10 protein-coding genes are annotated in these 13,781 nt (G+C 62.9%); 5 read left to right on the plus strand and 5 right to left on the minus strand.

Annotated elements, in window-relative coordinates; translation table 11 throughout:
* Positions 1-10: 10 nt before the first annotated feature.
* The 4 genes from J7U39_RS00790 to J7U39_RS00805 all read right to left on the minus strand — a co-directional run bounded on the left by J7U39_RS00790 (position 11) and on the right by J7U39_RS00805 (position 7,461).
* Positions 11-3,337, minus strand: coding sequence for a transglutaminase family protein (locus J7U39_RS00790; RefSeq protein WP_210629836.1), 3,327 nt, complete (start codon positions 3,335-3,337; stop codon positions 11-13).
* A gap of 105 nt (positions 3,338-3,442) precedes the next feature.
* Positions 3,443-4,825 (minus strand): sensor histidine kinase, encoded by a 1,383-nt coding sequence (locus J7U39_RS00795; RefSeq protein WP_210629837.1) that lies wholly within the window; start codon positions 4,823-4,825, stop codon positions 3,443-3,445.
* Positions 4,822-5,499: a response regulator transcription factor gene (locus tag J7U39_RS00800; RefSeq protein ID WP_020922268.1), complete on the minus strand. Its 678-nt coding sequence runs from the start codon at positions 5,497-5,499 to the stop codon at positions 4,822-4,824. The genes J7U39_RS00795 and J7U39_RS00800 overlap by 4 nt, the downstream gene beginning before the upstream one ends.
* A gap of 93 nt (positions 5,500-5,592) precedes the next feature.
* The gene (locus J7U39_RS00805) at positions 5,593-7,461 is read right to left on the minus strand and encodes a tetratricopeptide repeat protein (protein WP_210629838.1); all 1,869 of its coding nucleotides are present in this window, start codon (positions 7,459-7,461) and stop codon (positions 5,593-5,595) included.
* Positions 7,462-7,802: 341 nt separating this feature from the next.
* Between J7U39_RS00805 and J7U39_RS00810 the strand changes: the two genes are divergently transcribed.
* The 5 genes from J7U39_RS00810 (at position 7,803) to J7U39_RS00830 (ending at position 12,506) form a co-directional block, all read left to right on the plus strand.
* On the plus strand, positions 7,803-8,849 hold the full coding sequence (locus J7U39_RS00810; protein ID WP_210629839.1) for an ABC transporter substrate-binding protein: 1,047 nt from the start codon (positions 7,803-7,805) through the stop codon (positions 8,847-8,849).
* A gap of 291 nt (positions 8,850-9,140) precedes the next feature.
* Complete coding sequence (locus J7U39_RS00815; protein ID WP_210629840.1) at positions 9,141-10,085, plus strand: tripartite tricarboxylate transporter substrate binding protein; 945 nt, start codon at positions 9,141-9,143, stop codon at positions 10,083-10,085.
* Complete coding sequence (locus tag J7U39_RS00820; protein ID WP_210629841.1) at positions 10,082-10,573, plus strand: tripartite tricarboxylate transporter TctB family protein; 492 nt, start codon at positions 10,082-10,084, stop codon at positions 10,571-10,573. The genes J7U39_RS00815 and J7U39_RS00820 overlap by 4 nt, the downstream gene beginning before the upstream one ends.
* A gap of 87 nt (positions 10,574-10,660) precedes the next feature.
* Positions 10,661-12,178 carry a tripartite tricarboxylate transporter permease gene (locus J7U39_RS00825; RefSeq protein ID WP_210629842.1) on the plus strand — a complete coding sequence of 506 codons (1,518 nt, stop codon included), beginning with the start codon at positions 10,661-10,663 and terminating at the stop codon, positions 12,176-12,178.
* Between the two features lie 157 nt (positions 12,179-12,335).
* Complete coding sequence (locus tag J7U39_RS00830) at positions 12,336-12,506, plus strand: hypothetical protein (protein ID WP_094299101.1); 171 nt, start codon at positions 12,336-12,338, stop codon at positions 12,504-12,506.
* A 119-nt stretch (positions 12,507-12,625) separates the two neighbouring features.
* Here J7U39_RS00830 and J7U39_RS00835 read toward each other — a convergent pair whose 3' ends face one another.
* Positions 12,626-13,717: a DUF475 domain-containing protein gene (locus tag J7U39_RS00835; RefSeq protein ID WP_210629843.1), complete on the minus strand. Its 1,092-nt coding sequence runs from the start codon at positions 13,715-13,717 to the stop codon at positions 12,626-12,628.
* Positions 13,718-13,781 lie beyond the last annotated feature (64 nt).

The following is a 13,781-nucleotide window of genomic DNA, read 5'->3' on the forward strand; positions in this document are numbered from 1 at the left end:
CCCCGGGGCCTCAAATGCCGGCGGGCCGCCTCAGATCCAGCGTCAGCGGGAATTCAGGCGAACCCGTCTCGGCGCGCGGAATAAACCCGCCCGCCGTATGCCCCCACGGCTCGAAGCGGGCGAGCCGCCTTGCTTCCGCCTCGTTGCCGTTGACCGGGAAGGTGTCATAGGTCCGGCCGCCCGGATGGGCAACATGATAGATGCAGCCGCCAATCGAACGCTTCGACCATGTATCATAAATGTCAAAAGTCAAAGGTGTGTTGATCGGCAACACCGGATGCAAGCCGGAGGCCGGCTGCCATGCCTTATAGCGGACGCCGGCGACCGATACGCCCGACGTGCCGGTCGGCGTCAGCGGCAGGACGCGGCCGTTGCAGGTGACGGTGTAGCGCGCGGTATTGCTGGTTTCGAAGCGTAGCTGCAGGCGTTCGACGGACGAATCGACATAGCGTACCGTGCCGCCGATCGCGCCTTGCTCACCCATGACGTGCCAGGGTTCCAGCGCCTGGCGCAGTTCCAGCTTCGAGCCCTCGTATTCGACTTCGCCGCAGAAGGGGAAGCGAAATTCGAGCTGGGCCTTGAACCATTCCGGGCTGACGTCGAAACCGTTTTGGCGAAGGTCGGCAAGCACGTCGAGGAAATCGGCCCAGACGAAATGCGGCAGCATGAAACGGTCGTGCAGGGTCGTGCCCCAGCGGACGAACTTGCCGTCGACCGGGTTGACCCAGAAGCGGGCGATCAGCGCGCGCACCAGCAACTGCTGGGCAAGCGACATGCGTGCGTTCGGCGGCATCTCGAAACCGCGGAACTCGATGAGACCCAACCTGCCGGTCGGGCCGTCGGGCGAAAACAGCTTGTCGATGCAGATCTCGGCGCGGTGGGTGTTGCCGGTGACGTCGGTCAAGAGATTGCGGAACAGCCGGTCGACGAGCCAGGGCAGCGGTGGCTGGCCGCGGCCGGGCGCGGCGATCTGCGCCATGGCGATTTCCAGCTCGTAGAGGCTGTCGTGACGGGCTTCATCGATGCGCGGCGCCTGGCTGGTCGGGCCGATGAACATGCCGGAGAAGAGGTAGGAGAGCGAGGGGTGGCGCTGCCAATGGAGGACGACGCTCTTCAAGAGATCGGGACGGCGCAGGAAGGGGCTGTTGTTCGGATTGGCGCTGCCGACGACGACATGGTTGCCGCCGCCTGTCCCGGTATGACGACCGTCGATCATGAACTTATCGGCGCCGAGCCGGGTGGCGCGCGCCTCCTCGTAGATCGCCGTGGTGATATCGACGCATTCCTTCCAGTTCGAGGCCGGATGGATATTGACCTCGATGACGCCGGGATCGGGAGCGACGCGGATGACATTGATGCGCTCGTCCTGCGGCGGCGGGTAACCTTCGATATGGACCGGAAGCTTCAGTTCGGCGGCGGCGTTTTCGGCCGCGGCGATCAGCTCAAGATAATCCTCGATGCGTTCGACCGGCGGCATGAAGACGCAGAGCCTGCCGTCGCGCGGTTCGACCGACATAGCGGTGCGCACGGCGCCGGCGATGTCGCCGAGCGTCTGTTCGATCCGGCTGCGATTGCTCTCGCCGGCTTGGAAGGAGGCTTCCGGCATGGCCCGACCGGCCGGTACAAAAACGTCCGGCAGCGGTTCACGCGGGATCGTCGGATCGGCGGGATAGATATAGGGATAACGCGCCGGGGGCACATAGGGCAGGGTGCCGAGCGGCAGACGATAGCCGATCGGACTGTCGCCTGGAACGAGGAAGATCCTGCCGCGGCGGGTGTTCCATCTCTCGCTGATCCACACACGGCTTTCAGCCGCCCTGGCGTTCCATGCCTGGACCGGAAGGACGTAACCTGTGGGGACGGTCAGGCCGCGGGCAAACACCCGGGCGATACGGTTGCGCTCCTCGGGATCCTTCAGCTTCGAATTCGCCGGATCGACGTTTTCGGGGAGGTTGCCCTCCTTGATGATCCAGTCGGCCGGATCCTCATAGGCCGGCTGCACCATGTCAGGCTTGATCGCCAATTCTTTTGCGATTGCCGTCAGAAACTTCTCGGCATCCTCTGCGGTGACGCCGGTGTCCTTGCCCTCGGCGGCGATCAGATCGAGGTTCTGCCAGACCGGTTTGCCGTCGCGGCGCCAGTAGAGCGAGAAGGTCCAGCGCGGCAGGCTTTCACCCGGATACCATTTGCCCTGGCCGTAATGCAGGAAGCCGCCGGGGGCGAAGCGTTCCTGCAGCCTGCGGATCAGGCTGTCGGCTTTTTCGCGCTTGGCCGGGCCGACGGCGGCGGTGTTCCATTCCTCGGACTGGAAATCGTCGATCGAGACGAAGGTCGGCTCGCCGCCCATCGTCAGATGCACATCCTCGGCTTCGAGGACACGGTCGACTTTCTCGCCGAGTTCGTTGAGCTCATCCCAGCTTTCATCGGAGAAGGGCTTGGTGATGCGCGGATGTTCGGCGACGCGCGAGACCTTCATATCGAAGGCGAATGCGGTTTCGGCCTCGCCGAAATAGCCGCCGGAAATCGGGGCGGCGTTGCGGTAATGCGGCGTTGCTGCAAGTGGGATATGGCTTTCGCCGGTCAGAAGGCCGGAGGTCGGATCGAGGCCGACCCAGCCGGCACCGGGCAGATAGACCTCGGCCCAGGCATGCAGGTCGGTGAAATCGACTTCGGTGCCGGAAGGGCCGTCGAGCGCCTTCAGGTCCGGGGTCAGCTGGATGAGGTAACCGGAGACGAAGCGGGCGGCAAGGCCCAGGTGGCGCAGGATCTGGACGAGCAGCCAGCTGGTGTCACGGCAGGAGCCCTTGGCGCTTTCCAGCGTCTCTTCCGGCGTCTGCACGCCGGTTTCCAGGCGGATGACATAGCCGATCTGCCGCTGCAGGCGGGCATTCAAACCGACGACCATATCGACCGTCGGCTGGCCCGGCGACCAGTCGAGAGTCGGCAGCAGCGCCTTGAGGCGCGGGCCGGCCGGCTCCGGCGTCATGTAGATCGACAGATCCTCGCGGATGGTTTCAGGATAATCGAACGGCCACCTGGTCGCCTCCTCCTCGACGAAGAAGTCGAAGGGATTATAGACCGTCATATCGGCGACGAGGTCGACCTCGATCTTAAACTCCGTCACGGGGTCCGGGAAGACGTAGCGGGCGAGGTAGTTGCCGTAGGGGTCCTGCTGCAGGTTGACGAAGTGGTTGGAGGGCGTGACCTTCAGCGAGTGGCTGAGCACGCGTGTCTTCGAATGCGAGGCCGGTTTCAACCGGATGATCTGTGGGCCGAGGCGGACCGGTTTGTCGTAGGTATAGTGCGTCAGGTGATAGATGCTGGCTTTGATCGACATATTGCTCTTTTTATCCGGCGCGCATCGTTGTGCGGCTTGCTGTTCCCGAAACCAGTGTGTGCAATGCAGCGAAAGAAAGCAAGGGCGCCCAGGACTCGGCGGCTTTTACCCCGCCTTGGCGAAGGTGACCGCCGCCTTCAGGCCCTTGCCGCCCGCACCCGGCTCCAGCGTCAGGGCGGCGTTGAAAAGATTGGCGATTTCTTCGACGATCGGCAGGCCGAGGCCGGCGCCGGGCGCGCCGGAATCATTGCCGCGCGAAAAGCGCCGGCGAACCGCCTCCAGCTTCTCGCTGGGAATACCGGGACCATTGTCCTCGACTTCGAGGCGAACCGTGTCGGCGGCTGCGATGATGCGGACGGTGACCTCAGCCCCCTTGCCGGCATAGGCGATGGCGTTGCCGGCGAGGTTGCGCAGCATCTCGCCGATCAGCAGCGGCTCGGCGCGGACCATGGCCGGGCTTTCGCCCTCGAAGCCGAGATCGATGCCGGCGACGGCGGCCGCCGGGATCTGCTCGCCGGTGATTTCCTGAGCGATTGCGGCAAGGTCGATGGCGGAGGCGGTCAGCGCCTCCTTGGCCGTGGCGGCGTCGATCTTCGCCATCAAGAGAAGCTGAGCGAGGATGCGTTCGGCATGCGCCACGGCCTGGTCTCCCTTCAGCGCCGCCGCCTGGGCTTCATCAAGCGAGCCGGCGCGGGCGGAAAGGGCAAGCTGGGTGCGGATGATCGCTAAGGGCGTGCGCAGCTGATGGCTGGCATTGCCGGTGAAATGGCGCAGCGCATCGAGGGCCGACTGCAGGCGGACCATGAAAGAGTTCACCGTATCGACCAGCGGCTCGACCTCGCTCGGCACGGTTTGTTCGATCGGATGCAGATCGTCAGGACTGCGCTCGCCGATGGCGTCGCCGAGCTTGTAGAGCGGGCGGAGCGCCACCGTGACCGATATCCAGACGATGACCGCCGCGCCCAGGATCATGAAGGCGAGACGCAGCGCCGAACGCACGAGAATCGCCTGCGTCAACTGCCGGCGGGCGATGGTGGTTTCGGCGACGGTCACGACGAACGGCACGGAGCGGATGCCCGTCGAGGCCGAGCGCTCGAGGGTGGCGATGCGGATGGGCTCGCCGCGGAAGCTGTCGTCGGCAAAGGCGGCGGCATTGCCGGGCGTCTTCTTCAGGACCGGCAGGGATTGATAGCCGGTGATGAATTGACCCGGAGGGCCGTCAACGCGGTAGAAGACCCGGTCCTGAGCCGCCGAGGTCAGCATTTCAAGGGCGACATAGGGAATGTCGACCTGCAATGTCCCGTCTTCGGCGACGACGACGCGTTCGGCAATTGCGAGAGCAGAGCCGGCGAGCACGCGGTCGGAGACGATATTCGACGTCTGGACCGCCTCGCGATAGGTATCGGCGAGTGCCAGCGTGCCGATGACGGCGGTCGAGATGAGCAGCCAGAAGAGCAGCCGCCGCCTGAGGGAATAGGCGGCTTTCATGAGGCTTCGGGCAGCTTGTCGAGATAGTAGCCGATGCCGCGGGCGGTCTTGACCGTCAGGCCGTGCGGCGAGAGGCGTTTCCTCAGCCGGCTGACATATTGCTCGATCGCGTTTGCGGAAATGTCGTCGTCGAAGGCTGTCAGCGACTGGATGATCGCCTCCTTGGCCACGACCTTGCCGGCCCGCATGAAGAGGATTTCGAGCAAGCCGAGTTCGCGGGCGGGAATATCAAGAGGAGTGTCGCCTGATGAAAAGGTGCGGGAATTAAGGTCGAAAGAAATGCCGCCGAAACCGACGGTCGCCGAACGCAGCCCGGCCTGGCGGCGCAGCAGCACGCGTACGCGGGCCTCGAACTCGGCAATATCGAAGGGTTTGATCAGATAATCGTCGGCACCGAGATCGAGACCCTTCACCCGCTCTTCCGGCGTGCCGCGCGCCGTCAGGATCAGTACGGCTGCCTGGTTCTGCCGGGCGCGCATGGCGCGCAGCACGTCGAGCCCGTCCATTTCGGGCAGGTTGAGGTCGAGTATGACCAGGTCGAAATTTTCCGCCGCGATAACCGCATTGGCGGATGCGCCGTCGTGGACGACATCGACGGCATGGCCGGTGCCGCGCAGGATCGCCGACAGACCGTCGGCCAACGCGATATTGTCTTCTGTGAGCAGGATGCGCACGAATGTTCCCTCTGTTTTCAAAGGAGATTACAGAGGTGGCGGAGCGATGTCATAGCGATTTTCAAAATTCGATGAATGGCCGGGGACGAGGTTTCAGCTCCCGGTCCTCTCGATCCGTTCACGTTCCGTCATTGCGATCGCCAACAATTTCCGGAAGCGCGGATCGTCGCGGATGTTGTCGAGGTCGGAATCATTGTTGAACCATTTGATGTGATAGACGGAGCTGTGCGGCAGCAGCTTCTCGAGCAGGTCGATTGCTTGGTCGGTATCGCCGAGGACGGAATAGACGCAGGCAAGATTATACTGGGCGACAATGTCGTCGGGATCGATGGCGATCGCACGGGCGGCCCAGTCGCGGGCCCGCGTCGCATCGCCGAGATGGGCAAGCGCCAGCGCGCCGCGATGGGCCGGGCCGGAGTTTTCGGGATTGAGATTGAGCGCACGTTCGGCGCGCAGCAGGCCGAGTCGTGCCCAGTTTTCTGTATCCACCGGACGGCCGAGCGAGCGATAGGCCGACATCAGATGGATCGGCGAGACGTAGTCGTCAGGGCGGATTTCAGCGGCGCGGGTGAAATATTGAACGGATTCGGCAAAGTTGCCGCGCATGAAGAAGAAACGGGCGTAATGAAAATTCGCCTCGAAGAGGTTCGGGTCGAGCGTGAGGGCACGTTCGAAGGCGGCCGCCGCCCGATCATCGAGGCCGCTCTGATGCAGGGCCAAGCCATGCGAGGCATGGGCCTCGGGAAGATCGGGATCGAGCTGAAGAGCCCGGGCGCTCATGTCGAGGAGGCGCCTCAGCGGCACATCGTCGGGCGCCCAGTCGCGGATCGCAGCGTCGCAATCGGCGATGCCGGCATAAGCCCGGGCATAATCAGGATCGAGTTCCACCGCCTTGCAAAACATGCGTCTTGCGAGTTGCAGGTAGGATTTCGTCCAGCTGTGCGAGAGCTGGCGGCCCCTGAGGTAATAGGTGTAGGCCTCGACATTGGCCGTCGGTTCGTTGGCGATCGCCTTCTTTTCCTCCGGCAGCAGGCGCACCTTCAGCTGGCTGACGATCGCCTGTGTGATCTCGTCCTGGATGGCAAAGATGTCGGTGAGGTCGCGGTCGTAACGCTCGGCCCAGAGGTGGTCGCCATTGGCAGTGTCGATCAGCTGGCCGGAGATGCGTACGCGCTTGTCGAAGATGCGCACGCTTCCTTCGAGCACATAGCGCACACCGAGTTCCTGGGCGAGGCGCTTCAACTTCACCGATATGCCCTTGTAGGTAAAGATCGTGTTGCGCGGCACGACGTGCAGGCTCGAGATCTTCGAGAGATCGGTAATGATGTCTTCGGTGATGCCGTCGGAAAAATAATCCTGATCGGCGTCGCCGCTCATATTTGTGAAGGGCAGCACGGCAATGAAGCAGGTATTGCGGTTCTCAGCGACCAGCCTGGTGGAGGAGGGCGGCGCCAAGGTGACGGTGTAGACCTGAACGGGCTGCCTGATATTCTTCAGCATGTGCTCGCCGATGAATTCGAAGCCGAGATTAAGGCGCGAGCCGATCTGGTCGCGCACGGAGGCCGACACGGCGATGCCGCCCGGTGCTGCGATACGCTCTAGCCTTGCGGCAAGATTGACGCCGTCGCCGAAAATGTCGCCGTTCTCGACCACGACATCGCCGAGATTGATGCCGATGCGGAATTCAACGCGCTCGTCCTTCGGCACGTTCTCGTTGCGGGCGGCCATGCTCCGCTGTATTTCGGCGGCGCAGGCCACGGCATTCACCACGCTCTGGAATTCGGCAAGGATGCCATCGCCGGTGAGTTTGACGATCCGGCCCTTGTAGTCCGAAATACGAACGTCAACCAGCTCGCAGCGATGGCGGTTCAGCGCCTGCAAGGTGCCTGACTCATCAATGCCCATCAGTCGGCTGTAGCCGACGACATCCGCAGCGAGAATAGCGCTCAGTCGTCGTTCCATGACCCCTCCCATGGATCACCCGGAGTATTCTAGTTTTTTATAGAGTTTTTGTTGCGCAGAGTCGTCCCCCGAATAGAAAATTCGGACGGCTTCGACGTTTTCACGCGGCAGCGCACCGTATATCGTCGCCAATCTTCTTCAATACTCTAAAGGGGCGAAGGACGAGATGAAAGCATAATCATTTATGGCTAAAACGTGTCGCCAGGCTCGTAACTACGCTATTGCTGCGCCATGCCAATACTTGCGTCGGGACAATTCACTCGCGGCCGCTGTCCGAATCCGGCGCCCTTGCTCCTCCAGGCATGCTCGGGCATTGTTGCGGTATGAGGAGTATTTTCATTTTGCTGCTGGCGTTCTGGCCGGGTTGCGTCCTGGCCGACCAAGCGTTCTATCCGGCGAAGTCGGGCGATGTCGCCGCACCGGTGCTGACGGTCTATTCTTCGCTCGACGAGCCCTTGGCACAGCCGATAATCCGGGGGTTCCAGGAGGCCAATCCTGATGTCGCAGTCAGATATGAGGACATGCTGACCGGTGAAATCTACGACCGGATCGTCAGGGAAACGGATGCCGGCGGCAAAACGGCGGATTTTGCCTTTTCCTCGGCGATGGACTTGCAGGTCAAGCTTTCCAACGACGGCTATGCGCAGGTCAGCAATCTCCCGATGAGTGCTGCCTGGCCGAAATGGGCGAATTGGCGCAATACCGCCTATGCGCTGACCTTCGAGCCGGCGGTGTTCGTCTATCACAAACCGAGCTTCGCGCACGAGCCGGTGCCGAGCTCGCGGGCCGAACTCGTCGACTATCTGAAGCGCAAGGGCAATGTGGTCTATGGCCGGATCAGCACTTACGATATCGAGCGCTCCGGTGTCGGCTTTCTCTTCATGGCGCGCGACCAGGAGCAATTCGGCGACATCTGGTCGGTGATCGGCGCGATGGGCGCGGCCGGCGTCAAACTTTACTCGACGAGCTCGGCAATTCTCGAACGCGTGGCCGACGGGCGTTTCGTGCTCGGCTATAATATTCTCGGCTCCTACGCCGCTGACTGGGCTTCGCGGCACCCCGATGTCGGCATCGTGCTGCCGAAGGACTACACGGTGGTGATGTCGCGCATCGGACTGGTGCCGCAGGCTGCGGCCGAGCCGGAACTCGGGCGCCGCTATCTTGCCTTTTTCATGTCGAAGGTGGGCCAGACGATCATGGCGCGCGAGCTGCAGATCCCGGCCGTCAGCCCGGAGGTGGCGGGGGAAAACACTGCCAATACCTTGCAGGAACTGCTCGGCGCCCAACTTCGGCCGGTGCCGGTCAGTCCCGGGCTGATGGTCTATCTCGACCAGGTAAAGCGTGCGCGGCTGATCGCGCACTGGAACGAGGTTCTGCGGGCGCAGTGAAGAAGGCCAGCCTTTGGCCGGTTCATGACCTCGATACCTGCTACACCTCGGCGGGCTGCTAGCCCAATTACGGCAAAAAAGCGGCTTCTCCTTCTGGATATCTTGCCGATGTCAGCTAGATGACAGGTTGTTGTGGTGGCTTTGGCTACTTCTTCTCCGTGGAGGCGGAGAATTGAAGCCTTGGGAGGCATTCCGCTCGTCATTCAGGACAACTGCGTCCATTGGCCGGCCCCCTCCCGATTCATTCGAGAATAACAGGCGGTTCGCTCAGCCGCCCACGGAGGACACATCGTGAAGCATACGTTCATCGCAACCATTCTCGCAGCCGCCATCGCGCTGCCGGCCTATGCGGCCGACTACACCATCATCGCGCCGGCCGCTCCCGGCGGCGGCTGGGACCAGACGGCCCGTTCGCTGCAGGCTGCGCTGCAGCAGGAGAAGATCGCCGGCAACGTGCAGGTCCAGAACGTTCCCGGCGCCGGCGGCACCATCGGCCTTGCACAGTTCAGCAGCCAGGCCGCCGGCAATCCGAATTCGCTGATCGTCGGCGGCTACGTCATGGTCGGCGCCATCCTCACCAACAAGTCGCCTGTGACGCTGAAGGACGTGACGCCGATTGCCCGTCTGACCGGCGAATATGAAGCCGTCGTCGTTCCTGCCTCGTCCGATATCAAGACGATGGCCGATCTGGTCGCGGCGCTGAAGAAGGATCCGGGTTCGGTTTCCTGGGGCGGCGGCTCGGCCGGCGGCACCGATCACATCACCGCAGGCCTGATCGCCAAGGCTTCCGGCGTCGACCCGACGAAGATCAACTATGTCGCCTTCTCCGGCGGCGGTGAAGCGCTCGCAGCCATTCTCGGCAACCAGGTCACAGCGGGCATTTCGAGCTACAGCGAGTTCGAATCGCAGGTGAAAGCAGGCATGCTCCGTCTCCTCGCCGTCTCCAGCGACAAGCGTATCGACGGCGTCGATGCCCCGACGCTGAAGGAAGCCGGTACCGACGTCAGCATCCAGAACTGGCGCATGGTCGCCGCAGCCCCTGGCCTGTCGGACGACGAGGTCGCCAAGATCACCGCCGACTTCGAGAAGCTGCACGGCTCTGCCACCTGGCAGGAAACGCTGAAGACCAAGGGCTGGGCCGACACCTATCTGTCCGGGGATGCCTTCAAGGCGCAGCTCGAAAAGGACGTCTCCGCCACCGAGGGCATTCTCAAAGAGATCGGACTTGTTCAATGAGCGAGGATAAGACCTCCTCGGCAACCGAGCGCCGCCCTGATCGGGCGGCGTTCATCATTGCCGTTTTCCTCTTCGCCATCGCGGGTGTGATGGCCTGGGATGCAACGCATCTGAAGGCGATCGCACAGTATGCCCGCATCGGTCCGGCAACGGTTCCGGAGGTAGTGGCGTTCGGGCTTTTCTGTCTTGGCGTCTGGACAGTCGCCGAAGCCTGGCGCGGCGAGTTCCCGGAACGAGACAAGCAAGAAGTGGCGCCCGTGATCTGGATCGTCGCCGGTCTTGTCTGCCAGATGCTGCTTCTGCGCATTGCCGGCTTCTCGATTGCGACCGGTATTCTGTTTGCGTTGACGGCACGCGGCTTCGGCAAACACAAGCTCTGGATCTCGCTGCCGATCGGCATCGTTTTCAGCTTCGTCGTCTGGGCGATCTTCTCGCAGCTCCTACAGCTGACGCTGCCGGCCGGCCCGCTCGAACATCTGTTCTTCTGACTGCGCGGGACGTGCTGTCAGCTCTTTTGATTTTTCGCGGCGACCGATTGCGAAGGCACGGACGGGAACGCCGCCTGGGACACCAAGATGAGCACATTCGAATTCCTATGGCAGGGTATCCTGGTTGCGATGCAGCCGATGAACCTGGTTTATGCGCTGGTCGGCGTGACGCTCGGCACTGCCGTCGGCGTCTTGCCCGGCATCGGCCCGGCGCTCACCGTGGCGCTGCTGTTGCCGGCCACCTACAAGCTCGATCCGGGCGGCTCGCTGATCATGTTCGCCGGCATCTATTACGGCGGCATGTATGGCGGTTCGACGACGTCGATCCTGCTCAACACGCCGGGTGAAAGCGCCTCGATCGTCACCGCGCTCGAGGGCAACAAGATGGCGCGGGCCGGGCGCGGCGGACCGGCACTGGCGACGGCGGCGATCGGCTCCTTCGTCGCCGGCCTTATCGCGACGCTCGGGCTCGCCTTCATCGCGCCCTATATCGTCAAGCTGGCGCTGGTCTTCGGGCCGCGTGAATATTTCGCGCTGATGGTGCTCGCCTTCGTCACCGTCTCCTCCGCCTTTGGGGATTCGGCGCTGCGAGGACTGACCGCGCTGTTCATCGGTTTCGCCCTTGCCATGGTCGGCATCGACCAGCAGACGGGCCAGGCCAGGCTTTCCTTCGGCATTCCCGACCTGCTCGACGGCGTCGAAGTGACGACGCTGGCAGTGGCGATGTTCGCGATCGGCGAGACGCTCTATATCGCAGCGCAGGGCAACCGAGCCGCGGAGCAAGTAGAGGCGGTCAAGGGTTCGCTCTGGATGAACGCACAGGACTGGTCGCGCTCCTGGAAGCCCTGGCTGCGCGGCACGCTGATCGGTTTCCCGATCGGAGCGATGCCGGCGGGCGGCGCTGAAATCGGCACCTTCCTGTCCTACTCGACCGAAAAGCGGCTGGCCAAGAACCCGGAAGAATTCGGCAATGGCGCGATCGAAGGCGTGGCCGGTCCAGAGGCGGCGAACAATGCGTCAGCCGCCGGCACGCTGGTGCCGCTCCTGACCCTCGGCCTGCCGACGACGGCGACAGCGGCGATCATGCTCGCCGGCTTCCAGCAATACGGGCTGCAGCCGGGGCCGCTCCTGTTTGCCACCAATCCGCAGCTCGTCTGGGGTCTGATCGCCAGCCTGCTCATAGCCAACGCGATGCTGCTCGTCCTCAACCTGCCGATGATCGGGCTCTGGGTGCGGCTGCTGACCATTCCGAAGCCGTGGCTTTATGCCGGCATCCTGCTATTTGCGACGCTCGGAACGATCGGCGCCAACCCTTCGGTGTTCGAACTCGGCATGCTGCTCGCCTTCGGCCTGCTCGGCTATGTGATGCGGCTCTTCGGCTATCCGATCGCGCCTGCCGTCGTCGGCCTGATCCTCGGGCCGCTGGCCGAGCAGCAGCTGCGCCGCGCGCTGGCGATCAGCCAGGGCGACGTGACGACACTGGTGATGTCACCGATCGCGGCAGGCCTGCTCATCGTTGCGGCGGCTGCCTTCCTGATCCCGCTGATCCTGCGCATTCGCGGTCGGGGCCAGGTGCTGTCGCAACTGGCGGCAAACGAAGACTAGAAGAAAAAGACAACCTTACCCCTGCCTCGAGGCCGGCCATGGAAACATGCGCCGGCCGCTTCTTTTTGCATGGCTGCGGTGATTTTCCGTGCATTGTCGATTCGCCGGCGCGCCGCCATCTATGAGTGGTCAATCATAGAGCAAGAGGAACAGGATAATGTCCGCCATCCGCAATTCAGTCCACGCCGGCTTCCTGGGCCGCGCATTCGCTGCGCTGAGCGCCGCCAACGCCGTCAGCGCCGCTGTCGAGGCCGGCCGTCGTCCGCGCGCCCGCGACCTCAAGGAGCTTGGCATCGACCCGGCCTCCTTCGGTCAGGTCATCCGCTAAGCCCTTCAAGGCATGCACGAATGAAATAGCCCGCAACCGGATGGTCGCGGGCTTTATTTTTTTGTCGGAGCAATAGCCGCAACGCTGAAGCGCGTTGCGACCTTCCATCGCCTGCCACGTCAGGCGTGCAGTTCTTCCCGCCGGTCGGCGTGATCATCCGCCCTCTCGCGCCTGTTGTGGCGAATGGACGACCAGAGCGACAGACCGATCAAGACCGCGCCGCCGAGGCCGGTGATAACCTCGGGAATGTGCACCAGGGTCTGCGCATACATGATCACCGAGAGGATCAGGATGGCGTAGAAGGCGCCATGTTCGAGGTAGCGGTATTCTGCAAGCGTTCCCTTCTCCACCAGCATGATGGTCATCGAGCGCACATACATGGCGCCGATGCCGAGGCCGATCGCGATGACGAAGAGATTCTGCGTCAAGGCGAAGGCGCCGATGACGCCGTCGAACGAGAAGCTGGCATCCAGCACCTCCAGATAGACGAAGGCGCCGAGGCCGCCCTTGGCGGCTGCGCTCATCGTCTGCTGCGACGCATCGAGTAACTCGCCGACGACCTCGACCGCGAGGAAGGTGAGCAAGCCGTAAATGGCGCAATGGACGAAGACGCTGGCGTCCTCGCCGCCGATCAGCCAGGAGAATACAAGCATCAGCGCCAGCACGAAGGCGATTTCGATGCCCCTGATGGTGGCCGAGCGCGCCATCACCTTTTCCAGGCCGCGAAGCCAATGGATCGTCTTCTCTTGGTCGAAGAAATAGCTGAGGCCGACCATCATCAGAAAGGTGCCGCCGAAGGCTGCGATCGGCAGATGCGCATCGTTCATGATGCGGGCATATTCCTCGGGTTCGCGGGAGGCGAGCACCAGAGCGTCCCAGGGGCCGATGCGTGCGGCGATGGCGACGATCGCCAGCGGAAAGACAATACGCATGCCGAAGACGGCAATGATGATGCCCCAGGTGAGGAATCGTTTCTGCCAGACCGGCGTCATCTCCTTCAGCTTGTTGGCATTGACGATGGCATTGTCGAAGGAGAGCGAGATCTCCAGCACCGCAAGCACGGTGCAGATGAAGAAGACGGTCGCCATGCCGCCGATCGTGCCGGTGGTCTGCCAACCGAGCACGGCGCCGAGAATGAGCCCGAGGGCCGTGACGATGAAAGCCCAGCGGAAATAGCCGAGCGAGGATTTATTGGTCTGGGACTGGTTCATGGCCGCACCTCGCGGCCGCAAAGCTTGGAGGGGATGGAGGTATTATAAAAACGCGGCATACCAC

Origin of the sequence: Rhizobium sp. NLR16a (assembly GCF_017948245.1) — a bacterium.
Classification (GTDB): domain Bacteria; phylum Pseudomonadota; class Alphaproteobacteria; order Rhizobiales; family Rhizobiaceae; genus Rhizobium.

Coding starts and splice junctions, on each gene's coding strand:
- J7U39_RS00790 (WP_210629836.1), bottom strand. CDS start 3,337: ATGTCGATCAAAGCCAGCATCTATCACCTGACGCACTATACCTACGAC.
- J7U39_RS00795 (WP_210629837.1), bottom strand. CDS start 4,825: ATGAAAGCCGCCTATTCCCTCAGGCGGCGGCTGCTCTTCTGGCTGCTC.
- J7U39_RS00805 (WP_210629838.1), bottom strand. CDS start 7,461: ATGGAACGACGACTGAGCGCTATTCTCGCTGCGGATGTCGTCGGCTAC.
- J7U39_RS00820 (WP_210629841.1), top strand. CDS start 10,082: ATGAGCGAGGATAAGACCTCCTCGGCAACCGAGCGCCGCCCTGATCGG.
- J7U39_RS00825 (WP_210629842.1), top strand. CDS start 10,661: ATGAGCACATTCGAATTCCTATGGCAGGGTATCCTGGTTGCGATGCAG.
- J7U39_RS00830 (WP_094299101.1), top strand. CDS start 12,336: ATGTCCGCCATCCGCAATTCAGTCCACGCCGGCTTCCTGGGCCGCGCA.
- J7U39_RS00835 (WP_210629843.1), bottom strand. CDS start 13,717: ATGAACCAGTCCCAGACCAATAAATCCTCGCTCGGCTATTTCCGCTGG.